This window comes from uncultured Capnocytophaga sp., from assembly GCF_963525585.1.
In the GTDB taxonomy this organism is placed as follows: domain Bacteria; phylum Bacteroidota; class Bacteroidia; order Flavobacteriales; family Flavobacteriaceae; genus Capnocytophaga.
In genome coordinates this window covers 41349-65395 of record NZ_CAURLX010000008.1, presented here as the reverse complement: position 1 = coordinate 65395, position 24047 = coordinate 41349, and the positions used below count along the sequence as shown (strand labels likewise).

Genomic DNA, 24047 nt, shown 5'->3' with positions numbered 1-24047 from the left:
ATAATAGTTTTACCAATGTAATTTTATCATAAATTCGTGTATATTACGCACACTTGCCGATACATTGGGCTGTAAGGTGGTTTCAAATCCGTAACCTACTGATAAGTAGAATTTTGGAATATTCAATAGTATATAACCATTTATAGTTTGAGAAGTTTTGTAACTAACCCCTCCTTCTACAATATCTTTATATAGAATAGAAGTTGTTGCACTTAGCTGATACTGAATATCTTTAGAAACATAAAAAAGGAAAGAAGGTTTTACAGTGAAATCCCCAGAGATAGGGAGATAATACCCTCCCAGTCCATAGAATACCATTTTTTCTGATACAGTAGTAACCCTTTCCTCAGTAATTCTTGTTTTATCAGAGGAAAGAAGATTAGGTACAGAAGCTCCTAAGTAGAACTCAGGTCGTTTGTAATAGATACCTACTCCTACATTAGGCTGGAATTTTCCAGAAATTCCCTGCAAATAAGGGTCGTAACCTTGATTATAGGTCTTAAAGCGTGTTCCATCAAGGTTGTATAAAGTTCCTCCTCCTTTAAGCCCTAGATAAATGTTAGAAACATCTGTAATAGGAAGCGAATAAGAAAAATCTGCAAAGAAGGCAGTTTGTCGTTGTATGAATATCTTGTCACTTACTACGGAAGCTCCTAGCCCTATGCGGTCGGTTATTGAGTGTGTTGTGCTAAGGGTTTGTATCTGAGGGCTATCATTATTAGCCGATTGTAACCACTGATTACGAAGGCTGATAGAAATATTATGCCCACTTTCTGTCCCTACAGCAGCAGGGTTATTTAGATTTTGTAATTCATTATAGAAAACAGAATGAGTTGTTACTTGAGCTTGTAGGTTACTTCCGTAGAAAGCTGTTATGATTGAAAATAATAAGATTTTATGCGTATTCTTCATTTTTTAATAATTAATATATAACCATCCTTCTTTGATTTCTTTGGTTTGAACAATGGTAAGTTTATAATAATAGAATCCTTGAGGTACTTTTTGACCATCTTTTCCTATACCTTTCCATTGGTTTTTATACCCTCTTGCTTCATAAATAAGTTGTCCTTCGTGAGTAAATACTTGTAATGTGTTCTGAGGGTATAGGCTTATTCTTTGTATATAAAAACTATCATTGATACCATCACCATTGGGAGTAAAGGCATTAGGGATAAGTACTGTATCAAATTCGTTATCTTTTTCATTATCAATACCATCACCATCGGAATCACTATCACACACATCACCTATACCATCTTTGTCAGTATCTTTTTGGTCAGCATTGGCGGCAGTAGGGCAATTGTCTTTGTCGTTAGGAATTCCATCTCCATCCATATCGTTATCACACACATCACCTATGCCATCCTTATCTAGGTCAGCCTGATCAGGATTTGCAGTATATGGACAATTATCTTGGCTATTGGCAACGCCATCATTATCTATATCATCATCACAAGGATCGCCTATGCCATCACCATCTGTATCTGTTTGATCGGGGTTGGACACTTTAGGGCAATTATCTCTTTCGTTAGGGATTCCGTCTCCATCCATATCATCATCACAGGCGTCGCCTATACCATTACCATCAATATCAGATTGATCTGGATTAGGAGTATCAGGGCAGTTATCTCTTTCATCTAGTATTCTGTCATTATCTCTATCGCCACTACAGATATCGCCAATTCCGTCTCCATCGGTGTCTTTTTGGTCAGGATTGTACTTATCAGGACAGTTATCTCTATCATTTGGGATTCCATCTCCATCCTTGTCCTCATCACAGCTATCTCCTTGTCCATCATTATCAGTATCTTTTTGGTCGGCATTGGCTATATTAGGGCAATTATCATAGGAGTTAGCAACTCCATCCCCATCCAAATCATCATCACAAATATCTCCAATTCCGTCATTATCAGTATCTTTTTGGTCTGGGTTAGGTGTTTCTATACAATTGTCTTCACTATCCACAATGCCATCCCCATCCATATCTCCATCTTCTTGGACTGTAATTTGTCCCTGATTTACAGCTAGGAAAATATTTTCATTAGCCTTAATCATAAACCGTCCTTCTGAGGTAGTTAGTGAAGCTGAAGGAGTGAAAGTATAACTTCCATTATTAGGAATTCCTTCTGCAATTATTGTAGGGAAAGAAACACCATCATTTTTGGAAAAATAAATAGTAACTTTTTGTGTATTAACGCTATTTTTATCAGTATCAGCTACATCCCAAGTGATAGTATGAGGCTTATTAATAAACCAATATGATTTCTTTTTGTCAGAGGTAACTTTAAAGGGACCAGCATCAGAGGCTACATTTACCTCTATAAGAGCATAGCTGGTATTGCCAGTAACCTGATCATTTTCTCTGTTGTTACGTTCACCTACTTTCTTGTCCATTACTACAAATGCCCAAGTAAGTTTTCTTTTTACATTGGAAACTGTCTCCCATACACTTCTACGGTTAGGATTTCTTTCGGTAAGAGTTCCTTGTAAGATACGCGACATACGTGGAATATATCGTTCAGAAGATTCACTAGGAGGAACAGAACGAGTCATAGGTCCTCTTGGGATGTTGGGAGAGAAGCGGTCATAAGTGATAGATCCTAAGTTGTCTTCTTGTTCCCAAGTATAGTAAAGCCTATCTCCATCAGGGTCAGTGGCAGTTCCTTTAAGTACATAAGCGGTTCCTTTGGGGATGGTGTAATTGTGTAATTCTCCTATCTCAGGAGGGGAATTGGTAATGGTTTCTAGGGTGGGACAACTTTGTTTTTTTATATAATCTACGATTTGTTTTACACTAATATGATTAAAATAGGGGTCTGTACGAGATTGTACATCATTATTTCCTGTAATTCCGGCATATCCCATAATAGTAGAACCACTTCCGGGTTCTATTTGTACTCCATATCCTTCATTTTGGAGATTATGAGTATGATTAGCTCCCATTTGGTGTCCCAATTCGTGACAGAAAAAGTCAATATCAAACCTATCTAAGTCCGAAGAACTGAGATTCCCAGCAGAGAATCCTTTTCCTTTGTTGGCATCATCACATACACAACCTATACAGCCAGCATTTCCATTTGCATTGGTAGTGTTATGGAACAGATGTCCCACATCATAGTTGGCAGAGCCTACTCGGTCATCTAGGAATTTTTGTAATACAGACCCTGTCCAATTTTGGTTAATGTAACTAGTAAGATTATCATCACTTCTATTTTCAATAATAGTTTCTTCTCCGCTTACAAGCCTGAATTGGATAGACATTTGAGAACGATAAACTTGGTTGGCTCTCTGGATAGTAGAGACTATTTGGGCTAATGTATTTGCTTTACTACCAAAGAATTGAGTAAAGCTACTAGTAGTAGCCACTGCAATACGGATAGTACGAAGACTATTTTCACTTTGATAGTCATTACGTAGCATACTACTTTCTCTTTTTGTTCGTTTATTTGTTTGAGGAGAGGCTTTTGTACCACAATCAAAAACTGTAGTTTCTATTTCGTCAGTACGTTGGTAAGCTTTATGTTTTTTTCCTTTTTTGTCAATAGGTTGAACAAAAGCATACTTAAGGTCTTCTTCAAATACTACAGAAAGCCCAGCTGGAGACCAAGTGAAGCTTACTGATTTGGAAGGATTTTCTAAGGAGTAACCAGAATAAGTTTCTATTTGTGGATATCTTTGAGCTAATTCGTCAGAGAGAATAGCTGTTTTTTTAACTTTGTAACTAGTAATTGTTTCTCCATCAGGAAGTTCTATGATTGAATAATTATTTCTGGAGCGAGAAGAATTCTGGTGTAAAGCTCTTGAAAAAGCCTGCTTGTCCAGAGTGTAGTATTTGTAGGTTTTATCTGTAGAAATTTGTCTTTTTGTATTATCTTCTTTCCAGTAGGATTGTGCATATAAGTTTCCTAAGAAGAGAAATAATGTTAATGATAAGAATAATTTAGACATTATTTTATATTTTTATTTAGACTGTATATTGATTTTTTTTGATGTTGCAAAATTAATACTTTTTATTGAGAAAAAAGAATAAAAATTTATTAAAATAGTCGTTTTGAAATCTAATAACCTGTAAATTAGCATATTAATTTTCAAAATTTAACATTTAAGGAAATTTAATTAGCAAAAATTGCTGTATTTGTGATTAAAATTAGATATTTTTTTTACAATGCTTTATGAAAAAAGTTACCTTTAATTTGGATTAAAAAAGAATTAAACGTAAATTTGCGCCAGAAATTCTTATTTATCTTTAATCTAAGTTTATTTATAAATTAGATTGCAAAATAAAAGTTGGTTTCTAAAATAAAAAGAAGTTTAATTTAATTCATAAAACTATAGATAAAATGAAAAAAATGTTAATTTGTGCTATGGTGTTATTACTTACCAATTCAATGGTAAATTGCACTAAGCAAACTGTTGAGGAACGTGAGGTAGAACAGGCAGGTTCTGATATTATAAGAGGAGATAGTGCTCCCTTGGCTACTCAAGGAAAAGTAGGGGATTATTTTATAAATGAGAGAACGGCTGAGTTCTATGGCCCTAAAACAGCAGAAGGCTGGGGACAAGCAGTACGTTTTGGAAAAGATCAAGATGCAAAAACTAAGATACACTCTGGGGTAGGAGCTCCTGATAATACAAAAGGAAATGAAGGAGATTGGTATATAGACAAAGAAACAAGGAAGTTATATGGACCTAAAACCCAAAATCAATGGGGAAATGGAATTGTTCTTGGAGGAAATCCTAATAATGGATCTAATCAGGATAGTGATGCATCGTTGCCTGATTATCGCCTAGGAGATGAGGATAAGACCCTATTGGCTTGGACAAATCCTAAAACTCAAGTTATAGATATGACCAAGGATGCTAAGCTTAATCAGGTAGAAAAGCTTGAAATAGGAGCTATTTCAGAGCAACGTGCCCTACAAAAATTTGTATTAGGTAGTCAGGTAGGAATTATTGGAGCCTCTGCTTTTAAGAATTGTTTCTATTTGGAAGAATTTGTATTCAACAGAAAGCTAACCACTATTGAAGAAACCGCTTTCCAGAACTGTTTGTATCTGGAGGTTATGGAACTCCCTGAAGGCTTAGAAACATTGGGACAACAAGCCTTTGTAAGTTGTGTAAAATTGAAAAAAGTTCTGGTTCCTTCCTCTTGTAAAAATATACACGGAGCTGCTTTTGAAGGATGTGAAAATCTGGAACAAGTTATCTTAAAAGAAGGGATAGAGAATATATATACCAATGCTTTCCAGTCTTGTAAATCTCTTAAGAAAGTTGTTTTTCCAGCTTCATTGAAGGGCTTGGGAGCAGGAATCTTCAAGGATTCAGGAGTTACAGAGGTTACCTTCAGAGGGAATGTTCCTGAAAGTGGCTTAGGACAGGGTACAGGAAGTCCTTTTGAAGGAGTTGCTACTCTTGAGAAAATATATGTCCCAGAGGAGTTTATAGAAGATTATAAATCTCAATTGCCTGATTATAAGAATATTATTCACCCTATCAAATAATACTCCAATGGGAAATATAGTAAAAAATATAACATTATCTGCCTTAGGACTACTTTGGGTAACTACTGTTCCTGTAAGTTGTGTAAAGGAGACAATTGAGCATACTAAGGTAAAAAAAGCAAGTTCTATTTATATAGATCAAGGGGTTCCTCCTTTGGATAAAGGGGAAAAAGGTGATTATTATATAGATAAGCTTACGGGGCTTCTTTATGGACCTAAAACAGATGAACAAGGCTGGGGAAGAAATCCTATAAGACTTCTGAGTGAAGAAACCTTGGCTAATAATACCATTATTGCTGATAAAGGAATTCCTCAGAGAGAAAGAGGAAAGATAGGAGACCTATATATAGATACCAATGCACAAAAGCTCTATGGACCTAAAAGTACAGAAGGCTGGGGGAATGGTTATAAATTGGGTGATAAGACTCCTCGCTCTCTCAAAGACGAATGGCCTAATTACAGATTAAGCAAAGATGGTAAAACACTCTTGGCGTGGGTGAACCAGCGCACTGTACATCTGGATATGCGTACAGATTCTAACTTGAGTAAAGTAACCACCATTGCCAAAGAGGCTTTTACTCCCTCTTATGCACTTACTTCGGTAATTATTTCTGATAATGTAACCACTATAGAAGAAGGAGCTTTTTCCCAGCTTCCTTTCTTAGAGTTAGTTACCCTACCAGGAAGCCTTAAGGAAATAGCAAAAGGAATATTCAATAACTGTCCTAAACTAAAGGTTGTCAACCTTAATGAAGGAATAGAGAAAATAGGTGATTTTTCTCTCTCTGACGCTAGTTTCGAGGAAATTAGTGTTCCTTCAAGTGTCCGAAAGATAGGAGGATATGCTTTCGCCAATAATGAAAAATTGTTGAGAGTGAAACTACGAGAAGGTCTCAAAGAAATCGGAAGTAATGCTTTCTCTTATTGTACTGAATTGACCTCTTTTGAGATTCCTGCAAGTGTAGAGGTTATAGGAGAGGGAGCTTTTTCGAATTGTTATAATGTAAATACTCTTATACTTCATTCTAAGGATATTCCCAAATGGCAAAATTATCATATTGCTGATTTTGAAGAACTTGTGGATATATATGTTCCTGATGAAAGCGTAACACTCTACAAAAATGATCCAGAATGGGAATTAGATAAAGATAAGATAAAACCTTTATCCCAAATGCCTAAATAAATCTTATTTATACTGAGCTTTGCCAATGTGAAAATCATTGGCAAAGTCATTAAAAAAAATTTCTAACTCTTATAAGCCTCTCCTAATCAATTAGGGAGAATCGGGGAGGTGTTTTCTTAAAAATAAAGACGATTTATTAAACCTTTTTTAAATGAAAAAAATAATCCTAATTAGTTTAACCATTCTTGCAACTATCTGTATATATGTTAGTTGTAGTAAAGATGATTCTCCAGCGGAATCTCTAGCCAAGCCTTTTGTACTCACTCCTAAAGAGGTAAATATTCCTCTGAAGGAAACAGCCACACTTACAATTACTTCCGGTAATGGGCAATATAGGATTGTACAAACAGATGAAAGTAAGCAAATAGTTCAGCTTTCTTTAGCAAATCAAAATACGAATGTTCTAGTAGAGGCTCTCAAATCAGGAGCGACTACAGCTACTCTTATCGACCTGAAGAGCAAAGCAGAGATAACTCTTACAATTCAGGTGATAATTCCTACTTCTTATTATGAACTTAGTGAGGACAAAAAAACACTTATCAAGTGGAAAAATAATCAAGAACAAAGTCTTGATTTCTCTTCTGATCCTGTTCTTAAGGAAATTACCACTATTGGAGAAGGAGCTTTTAAGGATAATGATGCACTGAAAGAAGTAATTCTCCCTCAGAAAGTTACTTTTGTAGCCAAAGAGGCTTTTGCTTCAGTGTCTCAGCTGGAAACTATTAAACTTCCTAATACAGTGAGTGCTATAGGAGAAGGAGTTTTCTCAGGATGTACTGCACTAAAAGAAGTTGTTCTTCCTGAAAATGAATCTTTTACAAAAATTCCTAAAAAAGCATTTGAGGACTGTAAAAGCCTGAAAACTATTCAATTGCCCAACACTATAGATGAGATAGGTATTTTAGCTTTTGCCGATGCTGGTCTTACTCAAGTTACACTTCCTCAGAACTTAATTACCATTAGCCAGCAGGCATTTGTAGGAAATAAGGAACTCAAAGAAATTACTATTCCTAAGAATGTAACTCTTATTAGCTTGGCTGCATTTCAGGAAACAGCCTTAACTACAGTTAAGGTAGAAGCAACTTTCCCTCCTACATTGAGCTTTGGAACAGACGCTAGTACGCACCAAGCTATAGAACCATTTCCTTCGGCTACTCTTCAAGAAATTATTGTTCCAGAAACCGTTACACAAACTTACCGAGACAAAGATGGCTGGCATAACTATGCAAGGCTTATCAATAAAAATAAGGCTTTCAAGCACTTGGAGATTACTCCTAAGGAAGTAACTCTTTTTGTAGATGAAGTAAAGCAATTAGAAATAGTTTCTGGGAATGATGATTATGATTTGCAAAGAGAAGAAGCTACTAAAGAAATAGCTTTTATAGGCATCACAGATAATCAAAAAATATTAGGCATAAGAGGAAAAAAAGCGGGAGCTTTCAAGGTAACTGTCATTGATAAGGTAACTCAAGAGAAAGTAGAACTCTCTATTACAGTACTTAATCCGTTTGTATTATCCCCTAGAATATTGAATATCAATGTTGGAGAAACGGCTACAGTTATTGTAGATGGTAATGGAGAGTACGAAATTCCTACCAATTCCTATGTATCTCTCACCTTGTCCAATGATAAGAAAAAACTTTTTGTAAAGGGAATAAAAGCAGGAGAAACTCAAGTAGAGATTAAAGATAAAAAAGCCAATAGGACTTTAAATCTTACTATTAAGATAGCCGAAGTAGCTCCTTCTGTAAAAGAATTTAGCCTATCACAACAGCAACTTACTCTTAAGGTAGGAGAGGAAAAAACAATTGCCATTCAAGGTAATGACACATATGAATTAGGAACAAGCCAGACCTCTCAACTGACGCTTTCCTCTGATAATAAATCACTTACAATTAAAGCAATCAAATCAGGAGAAGAACGTATAACTATCAAGGATACAAAAGCTAATAAAATAATTTCTATCCAAATAACTGTTTTCAAAAAATTAAAACTTACACCTACAAGTATTTCTTTAAAGGAAGGAGAAACCAAATCAGTTACCATAGAAGGGAATGGAGATTATGTTGTGATTAATGGACAATATGCCAGCGGGAGCCTTTCTGAGAACAAAGAAACACTTCAGATTCACGGAAAGGCGGTAGGGAATGGGAAAGTACTTGTTAAGGATAATAAGAGCAAAGAAGAGGTGTTTGTAGAAGTAACAGTAACAGAAAAAATTAAGGAATTTTCTCTTTCCCCTACAATGTTAAATCTTACAGTGGAAGAAACAGCTATTGTGATTATAGAAGGAAACGGAGAATATGAAATTCCTACCAATTCCTACGTATCTCTTACTTTGTCCAATGACAAAAAGAAGCTTTCTGTAAAGGGAATAAAAGCAGGGGAAACCCAAGTAGAGATTAAAGATAAAAAAGCCAACAAGTCCTTGACTCTTACAGTAAAAGTAGTTCAAGTAGCTCCTCCTATGAAAGAATTTAGCCTATCACAACAGCAACTTACTCTTAAAGTAGGAGAGGAGAAAACAATTGCTATTCAAGGGAATGATACCTATGAATTAGGAACAAGTCAAATGGCACAATGTACTCTATCTTCAGATAAGAAAACACTTACTGTAAAGGCTATAAAAGCAGGAGAGGAGACTTTGAAAATAAAAGATGTAACAGCCAATAAAGAACTTATGGTACAATTGGTTGTTCTCAAGAAGCTGAAAGTTACCCCTACAAGTGTATCTCTTAAAGTTGGAGAAACTCAGTCAGTTACTATAGAAGGAAACGGGCAATATGGGGTAATCAGTGGACAATATGCTGATGGCAATCTATCAGAAGATAAGCAAAGCTTACAAATTAAAGGAAAGAAAGCAGGTCAAGGAAAGATTATTCTAAAGGATAGGCTTTCACAAGAGGAGGTAGAAGTAATGGTTACTGTTGCTGAAAATCTCAAAGAATTCTCGATTACTCCTACTTCTATTACTTTAAATGAAGAAGAAACCAAAACTGTAACAATAAAAGGAAATGGAGATTATGAAATTACCAATGATGAATACGCTGAGGCTATGTATAATGAGGAAAAAGCAGAGGAACTTCAGGTGTATGGAAAGCAACCTGGTAAAGGGAAAATAAAAATATTGGATAAAAAATCAGGAAAGGAAATCTTCCTTCAAGTAACTGTAAAAGAAGATCTTAAAGAATTTGAGATAGATCCAGAAAGCCTAAATATTAAGATAGGAGAAACTGCCACTGTGAATATTATGGGAAATAATGACTATACCATAGGAACAAGTCCTTATTTCTCTACAAAACTTTCTAATAATAAAGAACAACTTATTATAAAAGGAATAAAAGAAGGAAGTGGTACAATTACTATTAAAGATAACAAAGCTAACAAAACACTTCAGCTTACAGTTGCTGTAACGGCTGTACTTAAGCCTTTCAGAATAGAACCCTCTAGGATAGATTTTAAGGTAGGAGAAACCAGATCGGTGGCTCTTGAGGGAAATGGTCAGTATGAGTTTGGAACCAGCTCCTTAGTGGAAGTTCTTTCTTCTACAGAACATTTGGTTATTTTCAGAGCTAAGAAAGAAGGAACAGGAGTTGTAACTATTAAAGATGTAAATGCTAATAAAACACTTGACTTAACTGTAAAAGTTACCAAAGCCTTAGTACCTTTCAGTATTTCTCCTTCCTCTGTACGTGTAAAAGTTGGAGAATCCCAAATAGTAACCATTACAGGAAATGGAAGATATCAACTTAGTAAAACAGAAAATCCTTATGCCGAACTTACTCTTAATGAAGTAGCTGGTACTTTAACCATTAAAGGAGTTAAAAAAGGAGAAATAGAGCTCTACATTCGTGATTTAAATAGTATAACGGAAGAAAAAGAAGGCAAGAAAGGAAAAAATGATGGGGATTCTGAAGATAATAAGGAAGCTGAAAACTATGAATCACGTAAGCTAACCATTACTGTAATTCCTGCTACGGTGGAGAAGCAATATAATTTAAGTTGGGATAAATATTCTATTGATAAATGGTTGGATACAGATGCTCAAGAAGTGGATATGACTCAGATAGATGAATTAAAAAGTATAGGAATGGTAGGAGAAGCTGCCTTCAAAGGACTTACTAACCTCAAAAAAGTGATTCTACCCAATACTATCGAAGTTATAGATAGAGAAGGTTTTGCTAATTGTACAGCCTTAACTTCTATTAAGTTAGGAGGAGATAAATTAGAAGAAATAGGAAATAATGCTTTCTCTGGTTGTACAAAACTTACAAGGATAGATATTCCCAAGAATGTATATAGAATAAGAGGAGGAGCTTTTGATGATTGTAATGCTTTACAGACTATTATATTACGCCATACTGAAGTAGCTCCTTTCCATAACGAATTAGGTTACCTGAATGTTACTATTTATGTACCTGATAATCTTGTTGAGGAATATAGAAAAAATATGGACTGGGAACCTTACAAAGATAAAATTAAACCTATTTCTGAACTTACTGGAAGAAAAATAAGAAAATAATCACCAATAGAGCTTTTCTGGAAGAAATTTATTCTTTCAGAAAGCTCTCTTTAATAAACAACAATGAAAAAAATACTTATACATTCCTTGTCGGTGTTATTACTCTTCACCGCTTGCCAAAAAGAAGCTCCACAAGAAGAAAAAGAGCCCAACATTCCTACTCCTGAGAAGCCACAACCTGCTCCAGCTCCTCCAGTGAAGGGAAAAACAACAGAAGAACAGCTCTTAGGAGAATGGCGACTTCTTTCTATTAAGGATAGTAATGATCCTCTGAATAGAGAAATATCCAATTGTAAAAGGCAATCTTCTATTACTTTTGAAAAAAATTATGAAGCTTCTGAAATTTCCTATTTCTTGGATAAGGAATTAGGAGAATGTAAGCACAAATTGCATCAATATACTGTAAATATTCAAGGAAACAAGCTAACTCTTAAGGAAGGAACACAAGAAGATACTTATACATACCAAATACAAGGAGATATTCTTACACTTGCTTACCCTTTTAAACAGAATGATGGAAATATTATTACTGTAACGACCTCTTATAAGAAAAATTACGAATATAATCCTAAGAAAGAGCTTGTAGGAACTTGGTATATTCATTCTTTGAAGCGTGCTGGATATAATTATAATGATGTATTGGAAAATGGGAATTGTATGACTAAGGAAAAAATTGTATTTACAACCACCGATGTTAAGATTTATCAGTATGATTTAGGAAGTGTCAAGTGTAAGGAAGTTATTTACCAAGGAACCTATGAAATCTCTGATGATTTAACAAGGATTATAGTTACTTCCAAGAGAAATGGAGTAAAAGGATACAGGGAATTCTTTTTAGATAATGGAACCTTAGAGGTATTTGGATATATTTCTAATGGTGATTTAGAACAAAAATTCTATCGAAAGGATAAAAAATATAATGATGAATAGCAGAAATTCTCTGAAAATCCTTTTTTACTTACTTTCCTGTACTTTATGGGCGCAGGAGGATTTAAAGAAAGTAATTGCATTGGACTCAGTGGTTGTTTCAGCACAGATAGAACCTCAATCGGTGCGTAAATCTGTCAAGAATGTACAGGTGATAAGCAAAGCTCAAATTCAGAAAATGGGCGCTGTAAATCTTGCTGATGTACTGAATCAGTATATTAATATCACTGTTCGCCCTGATATAAATACAGGAAAACAGACAGTATCATTCTTGGGACTTGGAGGCAATTATTTTAAAGTCTTGGTAGATAATATTCCTTTAGTTAGTGAGAATGGCTTTGGAAATAATACGGATCTTTCTCAGGTGAATCTCGAAGATGTGGAGCGCATCGAGATTGTAGAAGGAGCGATGGGAGTTACTCACGGAGCTAATGCAGTTACAGGAATTCTTAATATTATCACCAAGAAGAAAAGCAGACTTCCTTGGGAGATAGGTTATACATTACAGGAAGAAAGTATAGGTCAGGAATATAATTTTTTGAACAAAGGGAGACATATACAGAGTTTTAAAGCTTCTCATAGCTTTAATGATAATTGGTATGTATCAGTAGGGACACAGCGTAATAAGTATAGTGGTTTTTGGAGTGATTACAAAGGGAAAAACTATTCCAGAACAGATGGTAGAAGGGGTTACAGAACTTCTCCTTTTGAGACGCTCCAGAGTAACGCCTTGTTGAGCTATCGCAAGGATAGGTTCAATCTGTTATATAAGGCTGAGTATATGAATGAAAGATTTGATTTCTATGATCGTACAGCAGAATTTGTATTTAGTCCTATCTATGGAGGTTATCGCTTTGGAAATGATCGTAGGGATTTCTATCAACGTTATTTTCATCATTTGAACTTGAATGGGCAATATTCTCAATGGTTCTATAATTTTTCTTTTTCTTATCAATATCAAAAAAGAGAAGAAGAAAACTTTCGATATATGATTGATTTTCAAAAAGAAATCAATAACCAGAAGAGGAAAACGCATTCTATGAAGGTGTTCTATTCTACGGGAAGTGTAAGTCATTCTTTTGCAAATAAAAAATATAATTGGCAACTTGGATATGAACTTACTCATAATATAGGCTTTTCTTTGCTTAATGATGAAGGACAGACTCTCAAAAAGGTTGAAAAAGAAATAGATAACTATGATATCTATTCTGTTTTGGAAGTGAATCTTAGTGAACGGTTTTCTCTCCGTCCAGGAGGAAGATTTTCTTATCAGAATCTTTTCAGGAATCAATATGCTTACTCTCTGGGAAGCCGATATTCTTTTGATAATCATTGGGAATGGAGAGCATCAGTAGGAGAGTCCTATAGAACACCAAGTTTTGAGGAACTTTATACACGGAGCGTCTTTATGGGGCACGCATTTTTAGGTAATGAAAATCTCTTGCCTGAGAGAGGAATTTCAGCAGAAACGAGCCTAAAGAAAACTTCCTTATGGGACGAAGATGGAATGCTGGTGAATAATCTAGGAATTAGTTTTAATAATATCAAGGACAAAATTCATAATGTTCTTCTGGATATGAATAATGGAACTCCACACACTCAGTATATTAATATTAGTCGATACCAGAGTTATAATTGTGTTATTTCAAATAACTTAAAACTCTCTCAGTGGGAAATCACCTTGGGAGGCTCTTTTGCTTGGATTTCTCAAAAAATTGATAATCAGAGATATAGAACAGATGATCGTTATCTGTTGAATATCAATGCAAATACGGGTGTTTCCTATACGATTAAAAAATGGGATACTTCTATCTCGGCTTATTACAAATTTATAGGTAAATCTCAGATGTGGCAGATGTCCAGCACAGGTTATGTTATAGGAGACCTAGACCCTTACGGATGGCTTGATATATCTCTTCAGAAGAAATTTTTCAATAGAAAAATAGAACTTACCTTGGGAGCCAGAAATCTCCTCAATACGATAGATGTAGGACTTTATAGGCAGACCCTCTCAGGAGAAAAAACTCGCCTGAATTACCCTATAGGATACGGAAGGAGTTACTTCTTAAAGCTTACTTATAATCTGAATATAAATTATTAATTTTGTATTATTATGAAAAGATATGTTTTGATGTTAGCCCTTCTAGGAGGGGTTCTAGCAAGTTGTTCAAAGAATGAAGAAGAAACCAAAAAGCCTCTAATACCTGAGGTTCCTCAAGCACCTCAAGGAGGTCTTGTAGAAGCGGGGAAAGCCTACACTGTACTCCCTGAAGTAGGGGGAGCCAATCAGCCTAATCAGGTGTATGTGGATTTGAGTTCAGGGAAAATGACCAAAATCAAGAGAGATACTTGGGACTTAGCTTTCTACTGTGGAGAGGATTTTAGGGTGCTACTCAATGCCTCTTTGGCAATGTCGGTAAAGCCAACAGAATATACCGATATCACTAAGTTTGTAGTTCCTGACCGCTCAATTCTTTTTGAGGATGATCCTAGGTTCCCCGCACAGAAGCTCATCTCAAAGCACTTGATTGATGATCCTAGAGGAATTTTGCAAGAGCAAACAGGATTAGAAGGGACTGGTACAGCTATCGCTCAAGTTTCCTCAACAGAAGAAGCGAATAAAGTATATTTGTTAAATATGGGTAGTGAGATAAGCACAACAACTCCAGAGGTAGGAGGGGTAAACTTGCAGGGGGCACATCGAGGATTTATGAAAATCCGTATCACACGAAGTGGAAATGACTATAAGATAGCTTATGCTAAGAATGATGAATTGGAGAAAATAAATACTCTTACAATCACCAAAAATCCCGAATATAACTTTATTTTCTTAAACCTCTCCTCAGGGAAAACAGTGCAAGTACAGCCTAAAAAGAAAGACTGGGACTTGTGCTTTACTCCCTCAACAAGTTGGTTTAGCACACAAAAGGAAAAAATTGCATCTCCTTCTAATAGTGTAACTTATTTTCCTGATATGATTATAAGTAACTTACACGGCGGTACTAAAGCTACCATTTTCCAATCTTCTGATAAGAGTGAAGAAAAACGCAATCAAGAATATAGTGCTTATAATAAAGAAAAAGCCTTAAGAATAGACTTTTCTCAGGAGAAGTATAACAATCAAATGATAATAGGGAGAAACTGGAGAGATAATCAGTTAGGAAACCTTGTAAGGAATGAACTTTATTATTTGATCAAGGATGGAGATGGAAACCATTTTAAGCTTAAGATATTATCAATGAAGAATGATAAAGGAGAACGTGGTTATCCAGCTTTTGAGTACGAATTATTAAAATAATAAGGGAGAGTGGAGCAATCCACTCTCTTTCTTCATAAAATTTATAAATTTTGAACCCATTCCACCAAGGCGTGAGGCTGAATAACGAATTTTTTCCCTGTTTTTAGCTCTTTACACTCATAACGTTTGATTTTTTTATTGCCTTTTTGGAAAATACGCCCATCGTCCGTACGAAAGAGATTGGCAAAAGGAATTTCAAATACATAATATTTTACTCGTTCTTGTTCATCATATTGTCGCATAGCTAAAGTCAGGTGTACATCAGTATCACTACTCGCAGAGGGGTTCTGAAAGTGAATAATAAGGTAAGAAAGCAATTCTGTAGGGAATATCTCAGGACGCAGGAAAGGCTTCATCAGTGCTTGAAAAGTAGTTTTCCACTCATTACCGTGGGGTTTTATCTGCTTACCATATTTGTTAATGGCTACAAGGTGGGCAATTTCGTGAATAAGCGTCATCAAGAAACGATATTTGTTCAGGTTGGCATTAATGGTAATTTTGTGTTGCCCATTAGGAAGTCGCTGATAATCACCGTGCCTACTTTGTCGCTCATTGACAATTTTTAGGTAGATACCTAAGTTCTTAATGAGCTCAAAACACGGAATTACCGCCTCAGAAGGTAAGTATTTGTATAAAATGGCTTCCATAATGAGTGCAAAAATAGTGAATTTTTTTTGCAAAAATATTTTTTTAAGACAAAAAAATATATCTTTGCCATATAAAGATAAAAGAACACTGTAAAAGAGAATTGCAGTGTTCTTTGTTTGTATATTTTAAGAAAAAAATATAGTTAAAGGGAAAAATAATATTTTATACACAAATAAATAAACATAATATTAAATAATACTTGATTTATTGAGAAAAAGTTGTAATTTTGCTTCACTTAATTAACAACAAAAATAAGTAGGAATCAATAATTGACAATTTAATAATAAAAAAATGAAATTCACAGAGTACAAAGCCTTAGAACTGACCAAGATAGCCCAAGAAATATTGCAATTTTGGAAAGATAATGATATCTTCCAAAAGAGTATAGATTTCCGCAATGGGAAGGAACCTTTTATCTTTTATGAAGGTCCCCCTTCTGCTAACGGATTGCCTGGTATTCACCACGTAATGGCGCGTTCTCTAAAGGATATTTTCTGCCGTTTCCATACCCAATTGGGTGAGCAGGTGTTCCGTAAAGCAGGTTGGGATACCCATGGGCTACCAGTGGAGCTAGGGGTAGAAAAGGAATTAGGCATTACCAAAGATGATATTGGTAAAAAAATCTCTGTAGCTGATTATAACAAAGCCTGTAAGGAAGCAGTGATGCGCTATACAAATATATGGAACGACCTTACCGAAAAGATAGGCTATTGGGTAGATTTGGACGATCCTTATATCACTTATAAGCCCAAATATATGGAAACGGTATGGTGGCTTCTTAAGCAATTGTATAACAAAGGTTTGCTCTACAAGGGCTATACCATACAGCCTTATTCGCCTAAGGCGGGTACAGGGCTTTCCTCTCACGAGCTTAACCAACCTGGTTGCTATCGTGATGTAAGTGATACGACCATTACCGCTCAGTTCAAGGTAAAGGATTTCTCTTCTAAAGCGAAGGAGGAACTTGGTTCTCCTGAGGGTACCGTGTATATATTGGCTTGGACGACCACACCTTGGACTTTGCCTTCTAATACCGCTTTGGCAGTGGGTAAAAATATTGACTATGTCTTGGTACGTACCTTTAACCAATATACTTTTGAACCTATACAAGTAGTGTTGGCTAAGGAATTGGTAGAAAAACAGTTTGGAGCAAAGTTCTTCAAAACTTCGGAAGAGGCAGATTTTGTAGCTTATGCCAATGACGAAAACCGAAAGAAGATTCCTTATGAGATATTGGCTGAGTGTAAGGGAGCAGATTTGGTAGGTACTACCTATGAGCAGCTTATTCCTTGGTTCCTTCCTGCAGAGAACCCAGAGAAAGCCTTTAGAGTGATATCTGGAGACTTTGTAACTACAGAGGACGGTACAGGGATTGTACATATAGCGCCTACTTTTGGGGCAGATGACGCCCGTGTAGGGAAAGAAAATGGCATTCCACCTATGTTGGTCAGAGATGAGAATGATAACTTAGTTCCTTTGATAGACTTACAAGGACGTTTCCTCAAAGGAGACAAGGTGCCTGAACTTTTTGCAGAAAAATATATCAAAAACGAATACTATAAGAGTGGGGAAGCTCCCGAAAAATCTTGGGATGTGGAGCTTGCCATATTACTCAAAACAGAAAACAAAGCCTTTAAGGTAGAAAAATATGTTCATAGCTATCCTCACTGCTGGCGTACAGATACACCAGTACTCTACTATCCGTTAGACTCTTGGTTTGTTAAGATGACTGCTGTAAGAGATCGCTTGGTAGCACTTAATCAAGAGATTAACTGGAAGCCTAAGGCGACTGGAGAAGGGCGTTTTGCCAACTGGTTGGAGAATATCAACGATTGGAACCTTTCCCGCTCCCGCTATTGGGGAATTCCGCTACCTATCTGGCGTACAGAGGATACCAAGGAAGAAAAAATCATTGGTTCCGTAGAAGAGTTGATTACCGAAATCAACAAAGCCATAGCGGCAGGGGTGATGAAGGAGAATCCGTTTAAGGATTTCAAGGTAGGGGATATGTCTGAGGCAAATTATGACCTAATAGACCTACATAAGAACATAGTAGATGAGATTACTTTGGTTTCCGACTCAGGCAAACCCATGAAGCGCGAAAGTGACCTGATAGACGTATGGTTTGACTCAGGGTCTATGCCTTATGCGCAGGTACATTATCCTTTTGAAAATAAGGAATTGATAGATAGTGGTAAGGCTTTCCCAGCAGACTTTATTGCCGAAGGGGTAGACCAGACCCGTGGGTGGTTCTATACCCTACATGCGATTGCTACATCAGTATTTGATACTATTTCCTATAAAAATGTGATGTCCAATGGTTTGGTATTGGACAAAAATGGGCAAAAGATGTCCAAACGCTTGGGTAATGCCATAGATCCGTTTGAGACCTTGGACAAGTATGGCGCTGATGCTACACGTTGGTATATGATCTCCAACGCCAACCCTTGGGACAACCTCAAGTTTGACGTAGATGGGATAGAGGAAGTACGCCGCAAGTTCTTCGGTACGCTTTACAATACCTATTCTTTCTTTGCTCTCTATGCCAACTTGGACGGCTTTACCTATGCTGAGGCGGAAGTGCCTTTGGAAAAACGACCAGAGATAGACCGCTGGATTCTCTCCGAGCTCAATACCCTTATTGCCAAGGTTAAAGAAGCCTTCTTGGATTATGAGCCTACTCGTGCTACTCGACTTATTTCTGACTTTGTACAAGAGAACTTAAGTAACTGGTATGTACGTCTTTGCCGTCGTCGTTTTTGGAAAGGAGAATACGAAGAAGACAAGATATCCGCTTACCAAACCCTCTATACTTGTTTGGAAGTGGTGGCTAAGCTCTCCGCTCCAGTGGCGCCTTTCTTTATGGACAGACTCTACCGAGACCTTAATGCCGTAACAGGTAAGGACAAGGCCGAATCCGTACACCTAACTGATTACCCAGAGAGCCAAGCCGCTTATATAGATAAGGCTTTGGAAAGCAAGATGGAGAAGGCACAGAATATCTCCTCTTTGGTACTTTCTCTCCGTAAGAAAGAGATGATCAAGGTACGCCAACCCCTACAGAAAATCCTTATTCCTACCCTTAGTGAAGCCGAGAAAGCCGAGATATTGGCGGTGGCAAACCTTATCAAGCACGAGGTGAATGTGAAGGAAATAGAGTTTATCGATGATGCTTCAGGTATTTTGGTAAAACAGATTAAACCTAATTTCCGTACTTTGGGACCAAAGTACGGAAAGCAGATGAAGGATATAGCGGCGGTGATCAATGACTTTACCCAACAAGATATACAAGCCTTTGAACGCCAAGGTACTAAAGAGATTACCCTTGCAGGACAAACGCTTACTTTAGATCTAACAGATGTAGAAATCACCTCTCAGGATATAGAAGGCTGGCTCGTAGCAAGTTCCTCTACAGGCTTAGTAGTAGCTTTGGATGCTACTATTACCGATGAACTACGTGCTGAGGGTATCGCCCGTGAACTAGTGAACCGTATCCAAAATATTCGTAAAGATACAGGGCTTGAAGTAACTGATAGGATTCGTGTCCTTTTGCAACAGCAAGACACACTTGAGCAGGCTGTTCGAGCCAATGAAACCTATATCAAAGAAGAGACCTTAGCCAACGAAATTCTTTTTGCTGACACTCTACAAGGAGAAGAAGTCGCTTTTGATGATATTGTGACTAAGATAGCGGTGGAAAAGGCTTGATTTGGATTATAGTAACCATTTTCGTGACCTCACAAAAATGGTCTATAATAAGAAAAATTAGTAAATGATATTTCAATCAAATATGATAAAAGTAACCAAAGTAGAAAAGCTCTTTCCGAGTATAGAGGAAGTTTTTGAAGCACCTAAAGAGTGGTTTAAGTATGTTTTCTTTCCTTTATTGACAGTGGAAATAGAGAACGAACAACAGCAAAAAAGCAAAGCACACTTTGTCTCTATGTATGCTTGTGGTTTGGCTGAATATGAGTCAGAACGTACAAACTGTAATTGGTTCTTTGTGCGTTTTGAGAAAGCAGGGGACAAATACCGTTTTGACGGAGAGATGGATTGGTTGCCTAACTTTTCTGAACTGCCTCAGTGGTATCAAAACGCTGTAGAAGACTATGTTGCACACAAAGACCTTTACCTTAATAGCGGAGTAAAACATAGTTATGACCCTTCACCCTATAAGGATAATTTAGAGAAATGGGAAGCAATCAGTGGGGATTATGCCACTTATATGGATACATTGCTAAGCTATTGGGTGACTCGTGATAAATACCAAGAAACGGGCAAGTTTATCGCTGGTAATCACTATACACAAGGGTATAGCGGACACGAACGTGAGATATATGAGCTTACTCCCTATGATGAAGACGAAGAGACTTACGAGGATTTAGATGAATATTTGGAATATCGCTTAGATACAGAATCTTATCTCTGTGAAGAGTATGATATTTCCCTAGATGATAAGGACTATTTAGGCTATGTAATAGGATATAACTATTTACAATATAGTGCTGATACGATTTCTCTTTTTATCTCTTCTGACGAAAAAGAAGTGTATAACTGGTTTAGTTTTACTTAAAATAATATTATGGAACCTACTCAAGAACAAATCAAAGCCTTAGTAGCCACCCTTAACAAGGCTACTCTTAAAGAAGTCATTACTATAGAAACACGAGAGGTAGAAAGCCTTGCCCTTATTGATAGTAAGTTTGGAGGTTATCCCTATGTGCCTAAGGACGGACGTATTCCCAGAGATAGTGAAGGGAATCCTTTCTTTATGGTAGCACAAATCAATTGTGAACAGTTGCCTGAAAATAACATCTATCCTAAGAAAGGGTTGTTACAATTTTGGATTATTGATGGTGACGACCTCTTTGGGTTGGATTTACAAAATCCTTGTAGTAATGCGGGTAAGCGTATTCTCTATTTTCCTAAACCTACCGATGGACTTTCTTTGGACGAGGTAAAGCTCCAGTATGTACTCACTGAGGAATATACCCCTATGACCCCTTATAAGGAATTGGCTTTGACCTTTACCAAGAGAGAAGAGGGGATTACTCTATCAGATGTGAATTTTGACCGTCTTTTTACTGATATGTGGAATGAGACTTTTTCAGATAAGATAGAAACGATATGGGATCTGCCCCAAGAAACCCGAGAACTACTTGGAGAGCTACTTCCTGAAGGAGCAGAACATCGTATAGGTGGGTATCCTTATTTTACACAGCAGGATCCACGGGAGGAGGACTCACCATTTACCGAGCTACTCCTTCAGATGGACTCTGATGGTGATCATATTATGTGGGGGACTATGGGAGTTGCTAATTTTTTTATTAACAAAAAAGATTTACAAAATTGTAATTTTGAGGAAGTTTTGTATAATTGGGACTGTTAATAGCTAAAATTTATAAGTAAAATTAATAATTATTTTGTATCTTTGCACAATAAAAAAATAGTCTTTTGATAAAGTATTAAGAATAAAAATATAATAAGTATAAATAAACTATTTTATGGAGATAAAAGTTCGTTATTCGGATAAGGATTTGCAAGAATTTAAGGGGATTATTGAAGAAAAATTACATCAGGCACAAGCTGATTTGGAGTTTCTACGCAATGCTTATCTCAATGGAGCTGATAATAGTGTAGATGATACATCTCCTACCTTTAAGGCTTTTGAGGAAGGGTCAGAGATGATGAGTAAGGAATCCAATATGGCTCAGGCTACTCGTTTGGAGAAATTCATTCGTGATCTTAAGAACGCACTTATCCGTATTGAGAATAAAACCTATGGAGTATGCCGTGTAACAGGAAAACTTATTGATAAAGAAAGGCTTAAAGCAGTTCCTCACGCTACTCTAAGTATAGAAGCCAAGAATATGCAACAATAATATTAAGAAAGAATCATAAATTCTAGAAAACTTGCTGGTTAATGGATATTATACAAGGAACTACCATACTGATAGATAAGCCTTTGCACTGGACTTCTTTTCAAGCAGTCAATAAAATTAAGTGGGCAGTTATAAAAAAGTATCGCCTAAAGAAGTTCAAGATAGGGCACGCAGGAACCTTAGATCCCTTGGCTACGGGTTTGTTAATTCTCTGTACAGGAAAGAATACCAAGCAGATTCCTTTTTTGCAGGAAACTTCAAAAGTTTATACGGGAGTAATGACTCTTGGAGCAACTACTCCCTCGTTCGATATGGAAACTTCTATTGATGCTCATTACCCTGTAGAACATATTACAGAAGAGTTAGTAGCAGAAGTCTGCGCTCAATTTACAGGAGAACTTATACAGGAACCTCCTCTATTTTCGGCTATAAAGAAAGATGGAAAGAGATTATACGAATGGGCTAGAAAAGGGAAAGAAACAGAAATTCCTCTGAGAAAAATCCTAATTCATTCTCTTAAATTAGAATTGAATGAAAAAAAACAGATTTCTTTTGAGGTTTGTTGTAGCAAAGGGACTTATATTCGTTCACTTACCAATGATATAGGAAAGGCTTTACATAGTGGAGCTTATCTTTCGGAATTGAGACGTACTCAAATAGGCGATTTCCGAGTGGAGGATGCTCTTTCTCCCGAAGAATTTGTCCAATTGTATATAGAAAATGAAAATTTTTCAACTATTTAAAAGAGAAATTCAATCTCTAGGAATGTCGCGTAAGGAAAGTGCTTTTGTGCTTACATTACTCTTTATGCTTATTCTAGTAGTTGCTTTTATTTTTGTTAAAGTTAATAATAGAACTCAGGAAATTTGGATTGAAATTCCACCAAAAGAAGAGCTTACAGAGCTCCTTAAAGAAGAAGAACTCACGCCCAAAGAGGATATAGAACCAGAGGCAGTAACAACTCGTGCTTATAACCAATCTGATGCTTCTATTCGTCATTCGGAAGATTTTAAGACTCTTGATGAACTTCTTTCTCAAAATATGCAAAATCAGCAGGAGGCTTCTCCGCAACAAGAGGAAGAGGGAATAGAAGAAAAGCTTAAGGAAACTTCTCCTAAAAAAATAGATGATGGGCTTTCTTTCAAAGAATTGGAAAAATACAAACAGAACACCTCAGCCACAAAAACAGCTAATAAGCGAACATTGATCTCTTATTTCCTACAAGGAAGAGAGGCTATAACAGAACTTCCGAACCCCGTTTATACTTGTGAAGAATCGGGAAAGGTTGTTATTAATATCACGGTGGATGCACAAGGGTATGTTATTCAAGCAAATTATAACAAATCATCTTCTTCAACTTCTAATGGTTGCTTGGTAGATAATGCTATTTATTATGCTCAAAAAGCACGTTTTGACACAGGGGATAAGCCTAAACAAACTGGAACTATAACCTATCAATTTCAATAATTTAATGATAAGAACAGCAACTCCTAATGATGCTCCATTAGTAGCTCCATTAATCTATCAAGCGATGCCAGAAGTCCTAACTAAACTTATAGGAACAGACAACAAGAAAGAAGGAATTCTTTTCTTAGAAAGGCTCTTTACTCAGGAAAAAAATCAATATTCTTACCAGAATACACTAATTTATGAGAAAAATAATGAAATATTAGGTTCATTAGTTTATTATAATGGAGCTCTTATAGATATGTTATCCCAGTCTGTTTTTGATTTTGTTAAAAAAGAGTATGGACGAACAATTACCTTAGAAAAAGAGACCTCAGCGGGAGAATATTATATTGACACCCTTAGTGTTGTCCCCAAAGCACAAGGAAAAGGAATTGGTTCTTCTTTGTTTTTTCATCTTAAAGAGCTTTTAAAAGGCGAAACAATAGGCTTGCTAGTGGCAATGGATAATCCTCAAGCAGAAAAGTTATATAATAGATTAGGATTTATTTATCAGGATATAAAGCTATTAGGAGGAAGTCCTTATAAACACTTGATTTATAGAGAATAAAAATGTCTATTGTGTTTTTTTAAGATTAAAATATATTTTAATATAGGCTGAAATATTGATAATTAATTT

Annotated in this window: 16 protein-coding genes; 13 read left to right on the top strand and 3 right to left on the bottom strand. The window is 36.2% G+C overall.

The window, feature by feature from the left end; all coding sequences use genetic code 11:
* Positions 1 to 9: 9 nt before the first annotated feature.
* Positions 10 to 912 carry a PorP/SprF family type IX secretion system membrane protein gene (locus tag RYK20_RS03495; RefSeq protein WP_314894437.1) on the bottom strand — a complete coding sequence of 301 codons (903 nt, stop codon included), beginning with the start codon at positions 910 to 912 and terminating at the stop codon, positions 10 to 12.
* A gap of 3 nt (positions 913 to 915) precedes the next feature.
* Positions 916 to 3948 carry a thrombospondin type 3 repeat-containing protein gene (locus RYK20_RS03490; RefSeq protein ID WP_314894436.1) on the bottom strand — a complete coding sequence of 1011 codons (3033 nt, stop codon included), beginning with the start codon at positions 3946 to 3948 and terminating at the stop codon, positions 916 to 918.
* Between the two features lie 392 nt (positions 3949 to 4340).
* Here RYK20_RS03490 and RYK20_RS03485 point away from each other — a divergent pair, with 392 nt between their 5' ends.
* From RYK20_RS03485 to RYK20_RS03460, 6 genes are all read left to right on the top strand, one after another.
* Positions 4341 to 5501, top strand: a complete 1161-nt coding sequence (locus RYK20_RS03485; RefSeq protein WP_311457056.1) for a leucine-rich repeat domain-containing protein — start codon at positions 4341 to 4343, stop codon at positions 5499 to 5501.
* 7 nt (positions 5502 to 5508) lie between these two features.
* Entirely contained in the window at positions 5509 to 6684 is a 1176-nt protein-coding gene (locus tag RYK20_RS03480; RefSeq protein WP_314894435.1) for a leucine-rich repeat domain-containing protein, read from the top strand.
* A gap of 151 nt (positions 6685 to 6835) precedes the next feature.
* The gene (locus RYK20_RS03475) at positions 6836 to 11206 is read left to right on the top strand and encodes a leucine-rich repeat protein (RefSeq protein ID WP_314894434.1); all 4371 of its coding nucleotides are present in this window, start codon (positions 6836 to 6838) and stop codon (positions 11204 to 11206) included.
* Between the two features lie 63 nt (positions 11207 to 11269).
* On the top strand, positions 11270 to 12136 hold the full coding sequence (locus tag RYK20_RS03470) for a lipocalin family protein (protein WP_314894433.1): 867 nt from the start codon (positions 11270 to 11272) through the stop codon (positions 12134 to 12136).
* Entirely contained in the window at positions 12129 to 14234 is a 2106-nt protein-coding gene (locus tag RYK20_RS03465; RefSeq protein ID WP_314894432.1) for a TonB-dependent receptor, read from the top strand. Before RYK20_RS03470 ends, RYK20_RS03465 begins: the two co-directional genes overlap by 8 nt.
* Before the next feature lie 12 nt (positions 14235 to 14246).
* Positions 14247 to 15431, top strand: coding sequence for an HmuY family protein (locus tag RYK20_RS03460; RefSeq protein ID WP_314894431.1), 1185 nt, complete (start codon positions 14247 to 14249; stop codon positions 15429 to 15431).
* A gap of 41 nt (positions 15432 to 15472) precedes the next feature.
* On the opposite strand, the gene RYK20_RS03455 is transcribed toward RYK20_RS03460, so the two are convergent.
* Entirely contained in the window at positions 15473 to 16078 is a 606-nt protein-coding gene (locus RYK20_RS03455; RefSeq protein ID WP_314894442.1) for a SprT-like domain-containing protein, read from the bottom strand.
* A gap of 292 nt (positions 16079 to 16370) precedes the next feature.
* Here RYK20_RS03455 and ileS point away from each other — a divergent pair, with 292 nt between their 5' ends.
* The 7 genes from ileS to RYK20_RS03420 all read left to right on the top strand — a co-directional run bounded on the left by ileS (position 16371) and on the right by RYK20_RS03420 (position 23978).
* Positions 16371 to 19787 carry an isoleucine--tRNA ligase gene (gene ileS, locus RYK20_RS03450; RefSeq protein WP_314894430.1) on the top strand — a complete coding sequence of 1139 codons (3417 nt, stop codon included), beginning with the start codon at positions 16371 to 16373 and terminating at the stop codon, positions 19785 to 19787.
* Between the two features lie 64 nt (positions 19788 to 19851).
* Positions 19852 to 20652, top strand: coding sequence for a hypothetical protein (locus tag RYK20_RS03445; protein WP_314894429.1), 801 nt, complete (start codon positions 19852 to 19854; stop codon positions 20650 to 20652).
* 9 nt (positions 20653 to 20661) lie between these two features.
* Positions 20662 to 21468, top strand: coding sequence for a DUF1963 domain-containing protein (locus tag RYK20_RS03440; RefSeq protein WP_314894428.1), 807 nt, complete (start codon positions 20662 to 20664; stop codon positions 21466 to 21468).
* Between the two features lie 115 nt (positions 21469 to 21583).
* Positions 21584 to 21961, top strand: a complete 378-nt coding sequence (locus tag RYK20_RS03435) for a TraR/DksA C4-type zinc finger protein (RefSeq protein WP_297978068.1) — start codon at positions 21584 to 21586, stop codon at positions 21959 to 21961.
* Positions 21962 to 22002: 41 nt separating this feature from the next.
* Positions 22003 to 22704, top strand: coding sequence for a tRNA pseudouridine(55) synthase TruB (truB, locus tag RYK20_RS03430; protein ID WP_297978069.1), 702 nt, complete (start codon positions 22003 to 22005; stop codon positions 22702 to 22704).
* On the top strand, positions 22682 to 23428 hold the full coding sequence (locus RYK20_RS03425) for an energy transducer TonB (protein ID WP_314894427.1): 747 nt from the start codon (positions 22682 to 22684) through the stop codon (positions 23426 to 23428). Before truB ends, RYK20_RS03425 begins: the two co-directional genes overlap by 23 nt.
* A gap of 4 nt (positions 23429 to 23432) precedes the next feature.
* Positions 23433 to 23978 carry a GNAT family N-acetyltransferase gene (locus tag RYK20_RS03420; RefSeq protein ID WP_314603114.1) on the top strand — a complete coding sequence of 182 codons (546 nt, stop codon included), beginning with the start codon at positions 23433 to 23435 and terminating at the stop codon, positions 23976 to 23978.
* Positions 23979 to 24047: the final 69 nt, after the last annotated feature.

What these genes read in the sequence shown, in the direction of transcription:
- RYK20_RS03485 (WP_311457056.1), top strand. Translation starts at nt 4,341, where the DNA reads ATGAAAAAAATGTTAATTTGTGCTATGGTGTTATTACTTACCAATTCA.
- RYK20_RS03490 (WP_314894436.1), bottom strand. Translation starts at nt 3,948, where the DNA reads ATGTCTAAATTATTCTTATCATTAACATTATTTCTCTTCTTAGGAAAC.
- RYK20_RS03435 (WP_297978068.1), top strand. Translation starts at nt 21,584, where the DNA reads ATGGAGATAAAAGTTCGTTATTCGGATAAGGATTTGCAAGAATTTAAG.
- truB (WP_297978069.1), top strand. Translation starts at nt 22,003, where the DNA reads ATGGATATTATACAAGGAACTACCATACTGATAGATAAGCCTTTGCAC.
- RYK20_RS03475 (WP_314894434.1), top strand. Translation starts at nt 6,836, where the DNA reads ATGAAAAAAATAATCCTAATTAGTTTAACCATTCTTGCAACTATCTGT.
- RYK20_RS03465 (WP_314894432.1), top strand. Translation starts at nt 12,129, where the DNA reads ATGAATAGCAGAAATTCTCTGAAAATCCTTTTTTACTTACTTTCCTGT.
- RYK20_RS03445 (WP_314894429.1), top strand. Translation starts at nt 19,852, where the DNA reads ATGATATTTCAATCAAATATGATAAAAGTAACCAAAGTAGAAAAGCTC.
- RYK20_RS03420 (WP_314603114.1), top strand. Translation starts at nt 23,433, where the DNA reads ATGATAAGAACAGCAACTCCTAATGATGCTCCATTAGTAGCTCCATTA.
- RYK20_RS03470 (WP_314894433.1), top strand. Translation starts at nt 11,270, where the DNA reads ATGAAAAAAATACTTATACATTCCTTGTCGGTGTTATTACTCTTCACC.
- ileS (WP_314894430.1), top strand. Translation starts at nt 16,371, where the DNA reads ATGAAATTCACAGAGTACAAAGCCTTAGAACTGACCAAGATAGCCCAA.
- RYK20_RS03455 (WP_314894442.1), bottom strand. Translation starts at nt 16,078, where the DNA reads ATGGAAGCCATTTTATACAAATACTTACCTTCTGAGGCGGTAATTCCG.
- RYK20_RS03425 (WP_314894427.1), top strand. Translation starts at nt 22,682, where the DNA reads ATGAAAATTTTTCAACTATTTAAAAGAGAAATTCAATCTCTAGGAATG.
- RYK20_RS03495 (WP_314894437.1), bottom strand. Translation starts at nt 912, where the DNA reads ATGAAGAATACGCATAAAATCTTATTATTTTCAATCATAACAGCTTTC.
- RYK20_RS03440 (WP_314894428.1), top strand. Translation starts at nt 20,662, where the DNA reads ATGGAACCTACTCAAGAACAAATCAAAGCCTTAGTAGCCACCCTTAAC.
- RYK20_RS03480 (WP_314894435.1), top strand. Translation starts at nt 5,509, where the DNA reads ATGGGAAATATAGTAAAAAATATAACATTATCTGCCTTAGGACTACTT.
- RYK20_RS03460 (WP_314894431.1), top strand. Translation starts at nt 14,247, where the DNA reads ATGAAAAGATATGTTTTGATGTTAGCCCTTCTAGGAGGGGTTCTAGCA.